The organism is Acidaminococcus sp. CAG:542 (assembly GCF_000437815.1).
In the GTDB taxonomy this organism is placed as follows: domain Bacteria; phylum Bacillota; class Negativicutes; order Acidaminococcales; family Acidaminococcaceae; genus Acidaminococcus.
In genome coordinates, this window is record NZ_FR902078.1 from 64,862 (window position 1) to 81,137 (window position 16,276).

The window sequence follows — 16,276 nt, forward strand, 5'->3', positions numbered from 1 at the left end:
CACCAGCCCCTGGCCCGGTTTGGGATCCACTTTGTCCATGATCTGGACCACCCGGCCTGCCACGTCCACTTCTTCCCGGTAGCTGCCGTCTTCTCCCCGGAGATAGGAATCGTAGTAGTTTTCCAGGCCGAATTTCCCGATGATGTCCCCGGCCTTCAGTTCACTGTAGGCTCCCTGGGAGATCTCATAATCACTGATTTCTCCCACATAGCCCAGGGCATGGACTGCCAGTCCCTTGTTGGGATAATTCCGCACCGGCTGGACTTCCAGCATCACCCCGGGCAGATAGCGAAGGTTTTCCTCCACCTTGTCCACCACTTCCGGAGAGGCGTTCCGGACCAGACGGATGGGTTCCGAACTGCCTCCGGAGAGACGGATGGTCTCCTTGATGTCTTCCAGAGGCAGGTTCAGCAGCTGGCTCAGCCGTTCCAGGGTCTCTTCCCGGTACCCGTCGGTCCGGCGCACCAGGGACACCATGACCCCGGGCTTGTTGTTGGCCAGTTCTTCCCCGTTGCAGTCATAGATGATGCCCCGGGGGGCCAGGATCCGGGTATAGCGGGTCCGGTTCCCTTCCGCCTGCCGGCGGTAAGTGGATCCCTTGACGATTTGCAGATAGAACATCCGTCCGATGAGGATCAGGATCACCAGGATGCCGGTGACCATCATGAACTCCAGACGGTAAGCATATTTTTTATTCAGCACGGCAGACTCCTACAGATGATAGTAATAATCCATACGGCTGCGGACCCGTTTCTTCAGTCTGTGGTACAGGAACCACATGACAGGGGCCAGGACCAGGTTCCACCCCATAAGCTTCAGGGTCTGGAGGGCCAGGGGCAGGATCGGCAGCCAACGGCCCAGCATCACGCACAGGAACAGTCCCCGGGCCACCTGGAGCAGCAGGGTCACCAGAGCGGTGAGGATCAGATAGGTGGGCAGCCGGTCCACGAACATGTTCACCCGGTTCTTTCCGATCAGGTACCCCAGGGCCGCCCGGGTCACCATGTGCCAGCCGAAATAGCTGAAGGTGACAACGTCCAATAAAGCACCAATACCCAGTCCATACACTGCGCCGTTCCGTTTCCCCTGGTCCATGGCATAGAGCAGGAGAAACAACAGCAGCAAGTCCGGGGACTGGGTGGTGTTGAAAAAGAGGAACCAGTGATTTTCCAGAGTGAACAGAAACAGGGTGAAAAACAGCCAGGCAAGGGCAACGATCACCATTATTTCCCTCCTTTGCCGGACTGGGCATCCGGATCTTTCCCCTCGTTACGGAGGAAATCCGCAAACCCCTGGAAGTTGGTGATGACCCGGGCTTCTTCCAGATGGCTGTAATCCACGGAAGGAGCGATGGTGGCCATTTTGGTAAGGCCGCCGGTATCCATCTGGACATCTTCCACGGTACCGATCACCAGCCCTTCCGGATGGTAGCCGCTGTAGCCGCTGGTCACAATGGTGTCTCCGGGCAGGATGTCCGCATTCCGGCTGAGATTCCGCATTTCCAGCAGCAGATCCGGTCCGGCCACCCCGTTGACGATTCCCGCCGCCCGGGAATCCCCCCGGAGGTTCAGGCCCCCGATCCGGCTCCGGGGACTGGAAATCAGCAGCACCTTGGCCATGTGGGGATAGACTCCGTCCACAATGCCGATGAGCCCGGAGGCATTCACCACCGGCATGTTCACCTGGAGCCCGTCATCTTTTCCCCGGTCGATGAGGATCACATCCTTGAAATCTCCCAGATCCCGGCTGATCACCTTGGCGGACACCATGTTCCACTGGGGATGGAGGCTGCTGAACTTCAGCAGTTTCCCCAGCCGCTGGTTCTCCGCCTTCATGCCGATCAGTTCCGCATTGTTCTGGCGCAGCTCTTCATTTTCCTTTTTCAGGGCGGCATTTTCCTTTTCCAGGGCCGTCTTGGAGGCAAAATAATTCCCGGTGCCTTTGAAACCGCCGCCGATGCCTCCCACCACAAAGCTGATGGGCCGGGTCAGGGTGGTCAGCACCGTATTCACGGCAGGGAACCGGTGGAAAGCATCCCATACCAGCCCCACCACCAGCAGGATGGCCGCCGCCAATACCCCCAGTCTGACTTTCTGTTCCTTCCTCATTCGCACTGCTTCTCTCCATTTACACGTTCCGGCGGGGACGGGGTCCCTTCCGGAACAGATTCATATTCCCGGCGGCAATGCCGGTTCCCTTGGCTCCGCAGGTCAGGGCGTTTTCCGCCACCCACACTTTCAGGCCGGTTTCCCGGGCCAGGAGCCAGTCAAAATTCCGCAGCAGGGCTCCGCCCCCTGTAAGGACGATGCCCCGTTCCGCCACATCCCGGGCCAGCAGGTCTGGCAGCTGTTCCAGGAGGGCCAGGACACAGTTCACCATCTTGTGGACCGGTTCCCACAGGGCCTCCCGGAGCTGGTTCTGATCGATGGTCACCCGCCGGGGGAGCCCGGTGATCAGGTCCCGGCCCCGAAGGTCCATATAGGCCGGAGGCGCAGTCTCCCGGACCGTGCCGATCTCGATCTTCACCTGCTCCGCCTGGAGGGTCCCGATAAGAAGATTATACTTTTTCCGGCTGTACTGGACAAGGGCCTGGTCCAGGCTCCGTCCTCCCTGGCGGAGGAGCCGGCTGAGAGCAATCTTTCCCTGGGTGAGCACCGCCGCTTCCGTGGCCCCTGCCCCCATATCCACCACCAGGCAGCTTTTGGTCTCCCGGACCGGGATCCCGGCTCCCAGGGCTGCCGCCAGAGGGGCTTCCAACAGGTAAGCCTCCCCGGCTCCCGCTTCCATGGCCGCATCCAGCACCGCCCGGCGCTCCACGCTGTTCACCCCGCAGGGCACCGTAAGCACCAGCCGGGGCCGGAACAAAGGCCGTTTCCCCAGGGCCTGGCGGAGGAATCCCCTGAGCATCTGCCGGGTCAGGTCGAAGTCGGCGATGACCCCGTCCTGGAGCGGCCGGACCACCTGGATTCCCTCCGGGGTCCGTCCCAGCATCTGCCGGGCCTCCTGACCCAGGGCCAGGATCTTTCTCCGGCCCCGGTCCAGGGCCACGGCGGTGGGTTGGTCCAGTACGATACCCTCGTCCCGGAGACAGATCCGGGTATGGTCCGTGCCCAGATCCACTCCCAGATCCGTGGAAAAAGATCCCATTAGATCCAGCATGCCATGTTCCTCCTTTTACAACAATCCGTGTTCCTTGAAACTGTAATAGACCCCGTCTCCAATGATCAGATGATCCACCAGAGGGATCCCCATCACCTTCCCCGTATCCCACAGGGTCCGGGTCAGGCTCCTGTCCTCCCGGCTGGGGGTGGGGTCCCCGGAAGGATGGTTGTGGACCGCCAGGATGGCGGCTGCATGGTGGAGCAGCGCCGGGGCAAAAGCCTCCCGGGGATGGACCACTGAGGCATTGAGAGACCCCTCAGAAATGGGTTCGATGCCAGTGACCTTCCCCTTGCTGTTCAGCAGCACCACCAGAAAATGTTCATGATTCTCATACCGGAGCCGGGGCATCACCAGCATGGCTCCGTCTTCCGGACAGTGGATGGTCTGGAAGGGTTGGGTTTCCGCCCCTGCCAGCCGCCGTCCCAGTTCCAGGGCCGCCAGGATCACCGCAGCCTTGGCAGGCCCGATGCCGGCAATCCGGGTCAGTTCCCGGGGGTCCTGGGTCCGGGCCAGCCGGGCATCCTTCAGCAGATCCCCCGTCAGTTCCCGGGCAATATCCAGGGCCGAATGTTCCTTTCTCCCGGTGCCGATCAGGATGGCCAGCAGTTCCGTAATGGCAAGGGCTTCAGGTCCCTTGGCCAGGAGCCGTTCCCGGGGCCGTTCCTCCGGAAGCATCTCCCGGATCAGATAGTGTGTCATGTCTTGTCACGTCCAATTCTGCAAATAATTTCTTCAAAGGGGCAAGAGGGAGTCCCACCACATTGGTGTAGGACCCCTGGATGGAAGGAATGAACAAGGCGGCTTTCCCCTGGATGCCGTAGGCTCCGGCCTTGTCCAGGGGTTCCCCGGTAGCAATGTACCAGGCAATGTCTTTTTCAGAAAGAGGAGAAAACTCCACCTTCGTGGTCTCCACATGGGTCCGGACCTGTCCTTGGAAGAACAGGGCCATCCCTGTCAGTACCCGGTGGGTCCGGCCGCTGAGTTTCCGGAGCATGCGGGCTGCTTCCGCCCTGTCCCGGGGTTTTCCCAGGATCTCCCCGTCCAGGGCCACCACCGTGTCCGCCGCCAGGATGGGCACCCGGTCCCCCAGCCGGTCCCGGACTTCCCGGCCTTTGGCCAGCGCGTTGGCCAGCACCAGCTGTTCCGGGGTGGCATCGTTTTTTTCTTCTTCTCCCCGGCTCACCACCACCCGGGGCTCCAGGCCGATCTGCCGGAGCAGTTCCAGGCGCCGGGGTGAACCGGAGGCCAGTATCAGTTCCATAACGAGCATTCTCCTATAACTTGTGAAACAGAATCCCTGCCAGGATCATGCCCAGGATGGCTGCCAGATTGGGAGAAAATTCCACACCGGCGGTCACCTTGGCCACATAAAGGTCCATGGTGGAAGGGGGAATGGTCAGCACCTGATATTTCCGCACCAGGAAATCGGTGGCTCCGCCCAGAGGCTGGGAAGCCTGGAGACTGTCCCCCAGAAGGCCTCCCATGACGGCACCGGCTGCCAGGACCAGCAGCAGGGTCAGATGGTTTTTCCCCAACATGGTTTAAACCTCCACTTTTTTCCCTTTGGCGTCGTAAATCTCCCCATCGCTGAAATAGCCGGTGATGGTCCACTGTTCCACCTTGGTCCGGACACTCTTCTTGAAGTTCCGGGCATAGACCAGCCCCAGGGCCAGCCACACCAGAGTGCTGAGCACCACGATCTGCCACACGGGAGCAGAGAAAAAATGGGCTATGGCCCGGCCGAAAGCCGCACCGGCCAGGGCGGTGAGCACCGGGATCCCGTACACGATCATCTGGGCCTTCTTTTCATCCAGGGACTGTTTCCCCACGATCACCCGGGTGCCCCGTTTGGCTTCGCAGGCATTCCAGCAGTCCAGCATCTTGGGCCGCTGTTCCCCCGGTCTCTGTTCGATTTTCACCTTGGCCCGCTGTTTGTTGACTGCGATGACCTTTCCCACATACACATTGTTGTTGCTCATACTATGACTCCTTTGTTATTCTGGAAATTCCAGGTACTGTTTGGGGAACCGCCGGGCCAGCCGGTCCATCAGCTCATCGCTGGATTTGAACAGCAGGCCGCAGAGTTTTCCATTCTCCCGGTACACCAGGATCCGCTGGGGATTGGGATCCACGGAAGAATACCGGTGGACATATTTTTTAATGGAGGTCTTCCGGAAAAAGCTCCGTTTGTAATGGTTGGAAAAACTTTCCAGGTCCTTCAGGTAAACGGTCATCCGCCGTTCCAGCCCCAGGCCGTACATGACCACGATCAGCTTGTCGCTGGTGAGCTGGATGCTGTACTGGAACAGGCAGCGCCAGCACCAGAGGATCACAAACAGCAGGTTGTACCCCCAGCCCATGATACTCAATTGGCCCAGAGCAAAAGTATGATACCCTTCATAGGCCCAGCTGAGGGCAATGAGAGCCAGGGTCCCCCACTGATACAGTCTCCGCTCCCGGCTGGTTGTCGAAAATTCCTTGTATGCTTCCAAAATATTCTCCTTTGGGCTTTTCCGCCGACAAAAAAACATATCCCTTTTATTATAGCAAAAATCCCCCCAATAGAAAGGTGTTTTCTGCAAAAAAAGAGCTGCTGCCGAAGCAACAGCTCAAAAAACTTTTGTTTTTTATTTGCCGCCCACCATGGCCAGCATGGTACCGGCTGCAACAGCCGTACCGATAACACCGGCCACGTTGGGGCCCATGGCGTGCATCAGCAGGAAGTTGCCAGGGTCAGCCTGCTGTCCCACAACCTGGGACACACGGGCAGCCATAGGCACTGCGGATACACCAGCAGAACCGATCAGCGGGTTGGTCTTGCCGCCGTCCAGCTTGCTCATCAGCTTGCCGAACAGCACACCGCCGGCGGTGCCGCCGATAAAGGCAACCAGACCCAGGCAGATGATTTCGATGGTCTGCAAGGTCAGGAAGCTTTCGGCCTTCATGGTCAGGCCGGTACCGGTGGCCAGCATGATGGTCACACTGTTCATCAGGGCATTTTGTGCCGTGTCAGACAGACGGTCCATACAGCCAGATTCGGTGAACAGGTTCCCCAGCATCAGCATCCCGATCAAAGAGCATACGGAAGGCAGCAGCAGGGAAATGAAAATGGTGGTGACAATGGGGAACACCACTTTTTCAAAGTGGGTCACCGTACGCAGCTGGGCCATTTTGATCTTCCGTTCTTCCTTGGAGGTGAACAGTTTCATCACAGGCGGCTGGATCAGAGGCACCAGGGACATGTAGGAATAAGCGGCCACGGCGATGGCGCCCAGCAGATGGGGAGCCATCTTGGAAGCCAGGTAAATGGAAGTCGGGCCGTCAGCACCACCGATGATCCCGATGGCGGAAGCTTCCTTCACATTGAAGCCCAGGAGCATGGCCCCCAGCAGAGCCACAAACACACCGATCTGGGCAGCAGCACCCAGCAGCAGGGTCTTGGGGTTGGCAATCAGCGGACCAAAGTCGGTCATGGCCCCTACGCCCATGAAAATCAGCGGAGGGAAGATTTCGTATTTGATCCCGCCCAGGATCAGCTGCATAACGCCGGGATCGGTTTCGAACCCGGTCCGGGGTACGTTGGCCAGAATGCACCCGAAGGCGATCGGGCTCAGCAGCAGGGGTTCAAAGCCTTTGACGATGGCCAGGTACAGCAGGATGCACCCTACCAGCATCATCACGGCATTGCCCCAGGTAAAAGCCACAAACCCACTGTCCTGGATGACAGAGGTCAGGGCTACCACAAAAGCATCCATGTTCTAAAATCCTCCTTTATGTTCGGAGACGATGATTAGAGAATAACCATTACGTCGCCGGTGGCTACGGTATCGCCAGCGTTTACGCGGACTTCGGAAACCGTGCCATCTTCAGGAGCCATGATTTCATTCTGCATCTTCATAGCTTCCAGGATCAGCAGAACATCGCCGGCTTCCACTTTGTCGCCGGGTTTTACGTTAACGGACAGAATCTTGCCGGGCATGGGAGCGGATACGGTTACGGAGCCGGCAGGAGCAGCAGCGGCCGGTTTGGCAGCGGGAGCAGGAGCAGCAGCAGGAGCAGCGGCAGGAGCCGGAGCGGGAGCAGCAGCAGGAGCAGCAGCTACAGGAGCCGGAGCAGGAGCAGCAGCAGGAGCGGCAGGGGCAGCAGGAGCTGCGGTTACAGCGCCGCCAACTTCTTCAACTTCTACGGTGTAAACAGTACCGTTAACGTTAACATTAAATTTTCTCATGAGAATACCCTCCTAAACAGTTTTCAAGTTGTTTGATTTTGTGGATAATGAACCGTCCCTCAACAGTTCATCAGAAAGAATGATGGGGCAGATTCATCGGCTCCATTTTTCTTTTGTGTTCGGCGATGGCAGCACTCAGGGCAGCTGCAATCATATCGTCTTCATCCTGGACCAGGGCCAGGACAGCTGCCATGGCAGCCACTTTTTCCTCTTCCTGCCGTTTGCTGGCAGCAGCGGAAGGCGCTGGTTTAGCAACTACAGGCTTTTTTTTTCCCTGAACTTTCTTGGTGGGATCGACAGCATGGATCAGCACCATCAGGATTCCCAGCACAATCAGCACGCCGAATACGATGGTCATGTTGATCATCATAATCAGCCAAGGATTGTCGGTCATGAACGTTTCACCTCTCTTCCCTCATGATGAATGGTTTATATCAAAATCACAGAGGAATGTTACCGTGTTTCTTAGTTGGCCGGTCTTCCTGCTTTGATTTTAACATACGCAGCGCTTTGATCAGCGTGGGACGGGTGGTCTTGGGTTCGATGACCATTTCCACCATCCCGTGCTTGGCGGCATAATAAGGAGTGGCAAAGTTGGTGATGTACTCCTGGGTCTTCTGTTCCACATCCGGGTCTTTCCGGAAGATGATCTTGGCAGCCCCCTGGGGTCCCATGACGGCGATTTCCGCCGTGGGCCAGGCAATCACATGATCGGCACCCAAGTCCTGGGCACACATGGCCAGATAAGCACCCCCATAGGCCTTCCGGGTCACCAGGGTGATCTTGGGCACCGTGGCTTCGCAGTAGGCATAGAGCATCTTGGCCCCGTGACGGATGATGCCGCCGTATTCCTGGTCCGTTCCCGGCAGGAACCCGGGCACATCCACGATATTGATCAGAGGGATCCGGAAAGCATCGCAGAAGCGGATGAACCGGGCCGCCTTGTCAGAAGCGTTGATATCCAGGCACCCGGCCATGATCCGGGGCTGGTTGGCGATGATCCCCACCGTGGATCCGTCCATCCGTGCCAGGCAGGTGATGATGTTCCGGGCATACATCCGGTGAGGTTCCACATATTCCCCGTTGTCCACGATGCTGCGGATGACTTTGTACATATCATAGGGCATCTGAGGACCGTCAGGAATGATGGTGTTCAGGCTTTCATCCATCCGGTAAGCGCTGTCCCCGGTGTCATAGACCGGAGGATTCTCCCGGTTGTTGCTGGGCAGGAAACTGAGCAGGTACCGGATCTGTTCCAGGCAGTCCGCATCGTTTTCCGCCGGGAAGTCCGCCACCCCGCTGCGGGTGCAGTGGGTAAAGGTGCCTCCCAGGTCTTCCTGGCCCACTTCCTCGCCGGTCACGGTCTTCACCACTTCCGGTCCGGTAATGAACATCTTGGAATTCTTCTTCACCATGTAGATGAAGTCCGTAAGAGCCGGACTGTATACCGCACCCCCGGCGCAGGGACCCATGATGGCGGAAATCTGGGGAATCACCCCGGAAGCCAGGGTATTCTGCTTGAACATTTTCCCGAACCCGGCCAGGGCGTCCGTGGCTTCCTGGATCCGGGCACCGCCGGAATCTTCCATGCCCACGATGGGTGCCCCGGTCTTCAAGGCCATGGCCTGGACCTTGGCGATCTTGTTGGCGTGCATTTCCCCCAGGGATCCCCCTTCCACGGTGAAATCCTGGGCGTAAACGAACACCGTCCGTCCGTTAACCGTGCCGTAGCCTGTCACCACCCCGTCCCCGGCCAGATATTTCTTTTCCTGGCCGAAGTTGGAGCAGCGATGTTCTACAAATTTATCCAGTTCTACAAAACTTCCCTCATCTAAGAACGACTTTATCCGTTCCCGGGCAGTCATTTTACCGGCATCATGCTGTTTGCCGACTCTTTTGGCGCCTCCGCCTGCTTCGATTTTCTCGTAGCGGGCAAACATATCTTCAATTTTTTCCTGTGTGGTCAAAAATACGCACCTCCTTCAAGGATTCTTGGCTGCAGCGAAACCAAAACACGGTAATTGTAACATAAATATGACCCTGTTGCCACCGGTTTTCGGAAAATATCGCTGGAGAACCCTCTTATTCCTTCTCCATGGTGCCGTTTTTCAGCATTCTTTCATGGAAGGAGAAGGCTTCGGACAGGATGTGAGGGGTCTGGCTGTTGTGGCAGGCCACACAAGCCCGTTCGAAATAATCCTTCAGGATGGGCTGGTATCTGGGGCTGGCGATCTGGTCGATGATGATGGGTGCTCTTTCTTTGGGGGACAGGCCTCTCAGGTCAGCCACACCCCGTTCGGATACAATCACATCCACATCGTGTTCGCAGTTGTCGATATGGGAGCAGAAAGGCACTACAGAACTGATCTTGCCGCCCTTCCGTTCGGATTCGGCGAAGAAGATGGACAGATAGCCGTTCCGGGCAAAGTCCCCGCTGCCGCCGATGCCGTTCATCAGGTTGGTGCCGTTGATATGGGAAGAGTTCACGTTCCCATACAGGTCCACTTCGATGGCGGTGTTCATGGCGATGACACCCAGCCGGCGGACCACTTCCGGGTTGTTGGAAATTTCCTGGGGCCGGAGGATCAGATGGGATTTGTATTTGTCCAGGTTGCTGTAGAATCTCTTCTGGACTTCAGCGGACATGGTCAGGGATGCCCCGGAAGCCACCCGCAGTTTCCCGGCATCGATCAGGTCGAACATACCGTCCTGGATCACTTCCGTGTATACGGTCAGGTCTTCGAAATCAGAATGGACCAGGCCGTTGATCACCGCGTTGGCCACGGACCCTACCCCGGACTGGAGGGGCAGCAGGTTCTTGGGCAGCCGGCCGGCCTTTACTTCGTTTTTCAGGAATTCCACCAGGTTGCCCCCCATGGCCCGGGCATCATCGGTAATGGCCGCCAGTTTGCTGGGGGTATCGGGGATATCGCAGGGAACGATGGCTGCCACCTTGTCCAGGTCGCAGGGAATGTAGGGAGTCCCTACCCGGTCTTCCGGCCGTTCGATGGGAATGATCTTCCGGTAGGGAGGATCCAGGGGCACATAGCAGTCGTGCATCCCTTCCAGGCCCAGAGGCTGGGTTACGTTCACTTCCACGATGACTTTCTTGGCGCTCTGGACATAGCCGCAGCTGCCCCCCAGGCTGGTGGTGGGGATGATGCCGATCTTCCCTTTGCCCAGGTCCTTGATGGAGCAGGCTTCGATGATGGCCACATCCACATCCCGGTGATCCGGCAGGAAGCCGAACCGGGCCATCTGGTTGAAGGTGCTGATATGGGTGTCCAGATACCGGATCTGGCCGTTGTTGATGGCGTTCCGGCAGTTTTTGTCGGTCTGGTAGGGCATCCGGTTGCCTACGATCCCTGCCTCCACCATGGCCGTATCGATTTCAGGTCCAGGGAGCACAGTCCAGACATTGACTTTAAAGGGATGTTCCTTTCCTCTGGCAGCCAGAGCCAGGGGTACTGCTTTGGGATACCCGGAAGGGGTAAATCCGCTCATGCCCAGGTTCATGCCGTCTTGAATCATTTCTGCCGCTTTTTCAGCTGTGGTGATCTTGCTGAGTGCTGCGGCACAATGGACTCGATCCGTAATATCGATCATTTGCTCTTCCTCCTGTTTGCCTGATAGGCTTCTCGTCTGGAGATTCTATCTGAATATTTAAAAATAGAATCCACGTCATAAATAATAACAATATTTCCGCCAACTTGCAAGGAAAAAGGACATGACAGCTCTGGAAATTTAACCGGACAGCTGTCCTTTTTCTGTTATTTTTTGAACATTCTCTGATTTTTCCTCATTTTTCCTTTTTCTTTCGCAGGAAGATGCACCCCTCCTTTTCTCCATAGCCCCGGACCACGTCTTCCGCAAAAGCCCGGCAGGTGGGGGCTCCGCAGGCCCCGCAGTCCAGCTGGGGGAACTCTTTTTCCAGTTTCTTCAGCTGGCCCATCTTCTCCAGGGCCTCGCCGAAATCCCTGGCCAGGGGCGGATGGGGCCGGGGTTCCAGGGGCTTGATGTACTTCCAGGAAGCCGGGAAATCCTCGATGATCCGGCAGCGGGCCATGGCGGTCTCCCGGTCCGCATTTTCCCGGTTCCGCCGGCGGTCCACCCGCACCCGGAGATTCTTGGCGGCCACGTACTTGTTCACCGCCACACAGGGCCCTCCGATGCAGCCCCCTGCACAGCTGTAACAGCACACGTACCGCACATCGCTGAGTTTGGCCATGCTTACCTGTTCCAGCAGTTCGTCCACCTCTTCCGGCCCCTGGGCCGCCAGGGCATTGGTCAGGCCGGTGGATTCCAGTTCCCCCCGCCAGCTTCCCCAGCTGAGGCTGTAGGAAGAGCCCAGGGTGGCTTCCGGCACCTCATACCGGGTTTCCTGCACATGCTTGATGGCCTGGGTCAGAGGCCCATAGATGGAAGAAATGGTGAAGGATCCGGTGACCGCCGTGTGGGCCACGTCCACGGACTGGTGGATGTTGGTGCCCTTGGCGGGGCAGGGAGAAATGAACCAGATCCCCACTTCCTCCGGGGCCAGTTGCAGCCGCCGGGTGGTTTCCCGCCGGGTATAGATGGCCGCCGCTTCCGCCGGTGCCAGTACCGGGAGCACCTGCTTCACCAGTTCCGGATACTTGGTCTGGATCAGCCGGAGCACCGCCGGGCAGGCGGAGGAGATCAGGGGGAAGGGGCCCTTGTAATGGGCGATGTACCGCTCCATTTCGTCGCTGATATAGTCCCCGGCCAAAGCCACGTCGAACACCGTGTCGAACCCCAGTTCCCGGAGCCCCTCCCAGATCACGGAGGCGGCGATGTTCCCGTCGAACTGGGCGTAAAAGGAAGGGGTGGCCAGAGCAATGTTCACTTTGTACTTCTTCAGTTCCGTCAGCGGGTCCGCCCATCCTTCCATGGCCCGGGTGGGACAGCAGCGGATGCACTCCCCGCAGTCGATGCACCGGTCCGAAAGGATCACCGCTTTTCCCTGCCGGACCCGGATGGCCTGGACCAGACATTCCTTCACACAGATCAGGCACCCGGTGCATTTTTCCCGGTTGACTCGGACCGAATTGAGATAGGCTTCACTCACCGGTTTTCACCTGCTTTTCCTTCCCCTTACTCAGTGGGCCAGCCGGAACTCCAGGGTCACCCGGGTCCCTTTCCCCACCTGGGTATCGATTTTCATGGCATCGGAAACTTTCTTCATGTTGGGCAGCCCCATGCCGGCCCCGAACCCCATGGCCCGGATCTTGGCGGACGCAGTGGACCAGCCTTCCCGCATGGCTTTTTCCACATCCGGGATCCCGGGGCCATGGTCCTCGATGGTGATGGTGACCTTTTCCGGATCCAGATCGGCCCGGATCTCTCCCCCGCCCCCATGGATCAGACAGTTCATTTCCCCTTCATAGGTTCCGATGGCGATCCGCCGGATCAGTTCCGGAGCCAGTCCCAGCTGCTTGAGCATTCCTTTCAGGGATGTGGAAGCCGCCCCGGCCCGTTCAAAGTCATTGGGGATCACCGTGTATTTTTCCTCCATGACGGCTATTTCCGGTCCTTGCCGGAGCAGCCCCGGAGCCCCAGCTCATACAGCCGGCCGCAGGCCTCGAACATGGTGCACCGGGTGTAGAGCACCGGGATCCCCTTGCTCCGGGCCGCCAGCAGCACATCCTGTTCCGGATGCTTGTCCCGGACAAAGATCAGAGCCGCTGCATCGCTCACGTCCGCCGTCCGGACCACCTGGATGTTCAGGAGCCCGGTGAGCAGTACAAAATCTTCCTTGGCATAGGCCAGCACATCGCTCATCATGTCGCTGCCGCAGGCCTGGTTCACCGTCCGGTCCATCCCTTCCTGTCCGGAAACCACCTGGGCTTCCAGGACTTCCGCCACTTTCTTCAACGTTACCATGGTTCATTCCTCCTTTGATTTCTCAAAACAACGCTTCCATCTGCTTCCGTTCCCAGGTGTCCCGGTAGGGATCCAGCACCTGGAGGGCCCGGGTGGCATAGGACCCCAGGCTCCCTTCGTAATGGCGGGCGATCCCGCTGTCCGGATGGTCCTTCTTCAAAAGGGCGATGGCCATGTATACATAGCCTGCCTCCCGGGGATTGTTCATGTTCCCCAGTTTGTGGAGAGCATCATCCAGGAACCGGACCGCCTCCTTTTCCTTTCCTTCCCGCATGGACAAAAGGGCCAGGTAGGATTCCACTATGGGATGACGCCAGTAGAACACATACCGGGGGAACAGTTCATAGGCCTGGAGAAAATACTTTTTGGCCCGGTCGAACTGCCCCATATTGTAACAGGTGACCCCTGCATTGCAGGAAAAGACCACCCAGGAACTGTAGGCTTCCTGATCCCTGGCATAGTCCAGGGCCTTGTCGTAGCAGTCCAGGGCCTCCTGGAACTTTCCCTCTCCCCGACGGATCTCCCCCAGGTAGTTGTAGGCTCCGGCAATGTTCAGGGCATAGCGCCGCTGGACATTCTGGGTCACCATGAAGGTGGAGATGGATTCCTTCAGCAGCCGTTCTGCTTCCGGGAAATTCCCCTGCATGATCATGTTGAGGCCCTTGAGCCGGAGCAGGATCCCCATTTCCTTGTGGTAGTTGCATTCGTCCGCCAGGTTCAGGGCCACTTCCAGATAGTTCTTCATTTCTTCCGTGTTGCCGATCTGGATATCGTAGTAGATCATCTGCTTATAGCCCATGAGCATGTAGTCCCGGTTGTGGACTTCTGCCGCCTGTTCGATCAGGCTCAGAATGTTCCGGACCCCTTTTTCGTATTCTCCCACCCGGATGTAGTGCCGGCCCATCAGGTGCAGGTAGTTCATTTCCAGGTCCCGGACTTCCGGAGTCTCCCCGCAGGTCCGCTTGATGGTGTGCATCATCTCGTCCACTTCCGCCAGGAATTTGCCCAGATTGGACTCGATGTACCGGCTCTTGTCATCGTCGGGCATAATATCCGCACTGCTGAGCACAGGGAACAGTTCATTGCTGAAGTTCAGATAATACATAAGGATCTTCAGTTTGTACCGGCCCATGTTCACCAGTTCTCCGGCCTCCTGGTAATGGTATTCCAGATGGTGGTACAGCCGGATGTCCTGGGGGGAATGGGTAAGCCGCTTTTCCCAGAGTCCGGCGATGTAGCTGTGGAGGATCTTCTGTTTTTCCAGGGAGATCTGCTGGTGGATGTATTCTTTCAGCTTCTGCTGGACAATTTCATAGATCACTTCCGGCTGCTGGGGCACCGGCCGGATGAAGTTGTTGTTCCGGAGCACCTCCAGGTTTTCCAGGGCCTGGAGGCTGTTCATATGCATGTATTCCGAGATCATGGCCAGAGGCGCCCCGTCGTAGAACAGGGAAATGAAGTCCAGGATCTTCCGCTGGTCATCGGTAAGAGCGAAACAGTTGGATTTGAAAATATTCCGCATGTTTTCCGTCAGGTTTTCCAGACTGCCGGTGGTCTTGAGGGCCTTCAGGCATTCCCGGAGCAGGAACAGGTTCCCTTCCGATTCTTCCAGCAGCCGGTCCACCAGATGGTCATCCACCGGCACCGGCAGTTCCATGTCCAGGGCAAAGAGCCGGACGGTCTCCCTGTCCAGGGGGGCCAGTTCCAACAGCCGGAGCTTGTGGTACATGGAGACGGAGGTCTCGAATTTCTGATAGTTCTTGTCCTGGGAAGGCTGGGCGGTCAGCAGGAACATGAACCGGGAGGATTTCTTGTGGAGGATCAGACTGCTCAACAAAGACAGGCTGAGAGGATCCATCCACTGGATGTCCTCAAAGATAAACAGCAGCTGCCGGCTTTCCCCCACATTTTCCATCACCGTGTAGAGGGTGTGGAAAATGGCGTCGAATTTCAGCAGATCCTTGATTTCCGCCAGTCCCGCTTCCCGGTCCCCGCTCATGTCCATCTGGGGGAACAGTTCATACAGCCGGGAGGGATCCATGTTGGGCACCGGGATCTTTTCCCGGCGGATCAGGTTCCCCAGCCCCTCCACGATTCCGGTCCAGGGCCGGAGCAGGATGTTCTGTTCCGGTTTGAAGCAGTTGGTCTGGATCACCGTCACTTCCGGAGGCAGTTCCTCCACCAGGGCATCCTTCAGGATGGTCTTGCCGCAGCCGGCTTCTCCCCGGATCAGCAGGGTATCGCTGTTCCTGCCCTGGAGGAACTCTTCCAGCATCCTGTTCACCAGCTGGAGTTCCCGTTCCCGTCCGGTCAGGCTGCCTTTGGGCCGGGGTTTCAGGATCCCCTGCTCTTTTTTCTCCTGCTTTTCCTCATGGAGGGTCCGTTTCATCAGCTCTTCGATTTCCGGAGGCACATTGCTCTGGAGCTCTTCCCGGAACAGCTTCTTCATTTCCTCATACAGTTCCGTAGCCTGCTTCATGTTTCCCTGCTCACAATACGTCCGGAGCAGCAGGGTATAGATGGATTCATCGTAGGGATCATGGGCAATGAGCATCCGGCCGTACCGGGTCACCTTGGCCTGATTCCGGACAGCCACCGCTTCCTTCAGTTTCTGGAGCAGGGCATCCATGTACAGTCCTTCCAGACGGTCCCGTTCCGTCAGATACCAGTTTTCGTACTCTGCCGCATCCTTGATGAAGAACCCCTGGAGGAAGGCACCCTGATACAGTTCCAAGTTCCGGCCCGGATCCACCTCGAATTCCTTCACATCCACCTGGACCCGGATTTCCGGATTCACCTTGATAATGGCTTTCCGGGGCGAAATGAACACATCCGGTCCCAGGATCTTCTTGGTTTCGTAAATGGCATTCCGGAGATTTTTCCGGGCAATGGCATCGGGCTTGTCCGCCCACAGCACACCGCTCAGTTCATCCCGCATCACCGTGCCCTTCACCAGCAGGTAGTATACCAGTGCATTGACTTTAT

Annotated in this window: 17 protein-coding genes and 1 pseudogene; all 18 read right to left on the reverse strand. The window is 57.7% G+C overall.

Going from position 1 to position 16,276, the window contains the following annotated elements:
• A pseudogene (locus QVO43_RS06220) lies at positions 1-702 on the reverse strand (penicillin-binding protein 2); the annotation flags it as partial.
• Between the two features lie 9 nt (positions 703-711).
• Entirely contained in the window at positions 712-1,224 is a 513-nt protein-coding gene (gene mreD / locus QVO43_RS06225) for a rod shape-determining protein MreD (protein WP_022487684.1), read from the reverse strand.
• The gene (gene mreC, locus QVO43_RS06230; protein ID WP_154487850.1) at positions 1,224-2,108 is read right to left on the reverse strand and encodes a rod shape-determining protein MreC; all 885 of its coding nucleotides are present in this window, start codon (positions 2,106-2,108) and stop codon (positions 1,224-1,226) included. The genes mreD and mreC overlap by 1 nt, the downstream gene beginning before the upstream one ends.
• A 19-nt stretch (positions 2,109-2,127) precedes the next feature.
• Positions 2,128-3,159: a rod shape-determining protein gene (locus QVO43_RS06235; protein WP_022487686.1), complete on the reverse strand. Its 1,032-nt coding sequence runs from the start codon at positions 3,157-3,159 to the stop codon at positions 2,128-2,130.
• Between the two features lie 15 nt (positions 3,160-3,174).
• The gene (gene radC / locus QVO43_RS06240; protein ID WP_154487851.1) at positions 3,175-3,861 is read right to left on the reverse strand and encodes a RadC family protein; all 687 of its coding nucleotides are present in this window, start codon (positions 3,859-3,861) and stop codon (positions 3,175-3,177) included.
• Positions 3,788-4,423 carry a Maf family protein gene (locus tag QVO43_RS06245; RefSeq protein ID WP_022487688.1) on the reverse strand — a complete coding sequence of 212 codons (636 nt, stop codon included), beginning with the start codon at positions 4,421-4,423 and terminating at the stop codon, positions 3,788-3,790. The genes radC and QVO43_RS06245 overlap by 74 nt, the downstream gene beginning before the upstream one ends.
• A gap of 13 nt (positions 4,424-4,436) precedes the next feature.
• The gene (locus tag QVO43_RS06250) at positions 4,437-4,700 is read right to left on the reverse strand and encodes a DUF4321 domain-containing protein (protein ID WP_022487689.1); all 264 of its coding nucleotides are present in this window, start codon (positions 4,698-4,700) and stop codon (positions 4,437-4,439) included.
• 3 nt (positions 4,701-4,703) lie between these two features.
• A complete protein-coding gene (locus tag QVO43_RS06255; protein WP_022487690.1) occupies positions 4,704-5,141 on the reverse strand; it encodes a SoxR reducing system RseC family protein in 438 nt (145 codons plus the stop codon).
• 15 nt (positions 5,142-5,156) lie between these two features.
• Positions 5,157-5,654, reverse strand: coding sequence for a hypothetical protein (locus QVO43_RS06260; RefSeq protein ID WP_022487691.1), 498 nt, complete (start codon positions 5,652-5,654; stop codon positions 5,157-5,159).
• Between the two features lie 135 nt (positions 5,655-5,789).
• Complete coding sequence (gene gcdB / locus QVO43_RS06265) at positions 5,790-6,917, reverse strand: sodium ion-translocating glutaconyl-CoA decarboxylase subunit beta (protein ID WP_012939171.1); 1,128 nt, start codon at positions 6,915-6,917, stop codon at positions 5,790-5,792.
• A 35-nt stretch (positions 6,918-6,952) separates the two neighbouring features.
• Entirely contained in the window at positions 6,953-7,390 is a 438-nt protein-coding gene (gene gcdC, locus QVO43_RS06270; RefSeq protein ID WP_022487692.1) for a sodium ion-translocating glutaconyl-CoA decarboxylase subunit gamma, read from the reverse strand.
• 70 nt (positions 7,391-7,460) lie between these two features.
• On the reverse strand, positions 7,461-7,784 hold the full coding sequence (gene gcdD, locus QVO43_RS06275; protein ID WP_012939173.1) for a sodium ion-translocating glutaconyl-CoA decarboxylase subunit delta: 324 nt from the start codon (positions 7,782-7,784) through the stop codon (positions 7,461-7,463).
• A gap of 46 nt (positions 7,785-7,830) precedes the next feature.
• On the reverse strand, positions 7,831-9,330 hold the full coding sequence (gene mmdA / locus QVO43_RS06280; RefSeq protein ID WP_195839608.1) for a methylmalonyl-CoA decarboxylase subunit alpha: 1,500 nt from the start codon (positions 9,328-9,330) through the stop codon (positions 7,831-7,833).
• A gap of 142 nt (positions 9,331-9,472) precedes the next feature.
• On the reverse strand, positions 9,473-10,996 hold the full coding sequence (locus QVO43_RS06285) for a succinate CoA transferase (protein WP_022487694.1): 1,524 nt from the start codon (positions 10,994-10,996) through the stop codon (positions 9,473-9,475).
• 193 nt (positions 10,997-11,189) lie between these two features.
• On the reverse strand, positions 11,190-12,476 hold the full coding sequence (locus tag QVO43_RS06290; RefSeq protein ID WP_022487695.1) for a [Fe-Fe] hydrogenase large subunit C-terminal domain-containing protein: 1,287 nt from the start codon (positions 12,474-12,476) through the stop codon (positions 11,190-11,192).
• A 30-nt stretch (positions 12,477-12,506) separates the two neighbouring features.
• Positions 12,507-12,923: an ATP-binding protein gene (locus QVO43_RS06295; protein WP_022487696.1), complete on the reverse strand. Its 417-nt coding sequence runs from the start codon at positions 12,921-12,923 to the stop codon at positions 12,507-12,509.
• A gap of 5 nt (positions 12,924-12,928) precedes the next feature.
• Positions 12,929-13,291, reverse strand: a complete 363-nt coding sequence (locus tag QVO43_RS06300; RefSeq protein ID WP_022487697.1) for a DRTGG domain-containing protein — start codon at positions 13,289-13,291, stop codon at positions 12,929-12,931.
• Positions 13,292-13,313: 22 nt separating this feature from the next.
• Positions 13,314-16,276, reverse strand: a 2,963-nt coding sequence (locus QVO43_RS06305) for a tetratricopeptide repeat protein (protein WP_288174641.1), incomplete at its 5' end; no start/stop codon positions are given.